The organism is Oleiphilus sp. HI0061, assembly GCF_001635675.1.
In genome coordinates this window covers 1-1,166 of sequence record NZ_LWFE01000457.1, presented here as the reverse complement: position 1 = coordinate 1,166, position 1,166 = coordinate 1, and the positions used below count along the sequence as shown (strand labels likewise).

Genomic DNA, 1,166 nt, shown 5'->3' with positions numbered 1-1,166 from the left:
AGGTCTACTAGCTGGTTGTCGGTTTTACTCCAGTCAAATGAGTGTGAGTCAGCCGAATTTAAATCATCAACAAGCGCATGAATAGTCACCAAGCCTTCACCTGAACTGAGCGTTGTAAGCGCCAAACCATTTTGCTCTGCGGTCACGTTTAATCTAGGGGCAATATTCGATTCTGTAATCGTGATCTGATGCTGCTCGTTCGCACCTATCACCGCATTGACCGGATCATTAAATGTAACGATAAGCTGCTCATCACTTTCAACAATTTGGTCATCTAAGACTTCTAGTACTAGCTCGGCAGTCATGCCTTCGTCAAAAATGACGACACCGCTGACCTTAGTGGACTGCTCGGTGACATTTGAGCTAGTAAGTAAGTCGTAATCATTTTCGTTAGCTGTACCACCAAGACTGTAAGGAACAAGCACAGGGTAAACTGGTGCCTCCCCAGATAAGCTCAAGTTAACTGAAACACGATTGTTTTCACTTGTGACCTGAGCTTTGCTTAACAAAAGTTGCGGTATTATCTGTATAGACTGGCTGGCAATTGTTCTATTACCGGCCGAGTCTTCTGCGAGCCAGTTAACTATGTGATGCCCCGGTGGTAGGTGGGTCTCATCTAAATTAATAAGCGCGACACTTCCATCAACATTATCGCTTGCACTAATATTACTCATTGGCACTGCAGTTAATGGCCCATTAGACGCCAACGTAATTTCAGAAACCAAATCAATCACCGGCGCCTCAGTATCTGCCGCACTAAGGAATTCATCCAAATTCGTTATGCCGTCATTGTTAGTATCAAGGCTAGCATCTGCTGCATCATTTGGGTTGAGGTTGTGATCAAACTCCCAACCATCTGGAATACCATCCACATCGCTATCAGCGCTATTAGGGTCAGTTTGCGCAGCGAATTCCTCTCGGTTGCTCAAACCATCGTTGTCTTGGTCAATAAATGCATCGCTGGCATCTTGTGGGTCCAAGCCGAACTGGATCTCCCATACATCCGGCAAGCCGTCATTATCACTGTCTGCATTATCGCTTGTAGCAGACGTAACAAAACTAAGGGTGTCACTGCTAACCATTTCGCCAAGTAAATTATAAGCGTCTACACGAACATAATAATGAGTCGCAGGATCAAGGTTCACAAGATTCACTTGGTGACTCAG

The 1,166-nt window shown here is 45.1% G+C and carries 1 pseudogene; it reads right to left on the bottom strand.

Annotated elements, in window-relative coordinates:
• Positions 1–1,145 (bottom strand): annotated as a pseudogene (locus A3735_RS06140) (thrombospondin type 3 repeat-containing protein); the annotation flags it as partial.
• Positions 1,146–1,166 lie beyond the last annotated feature (21 nt).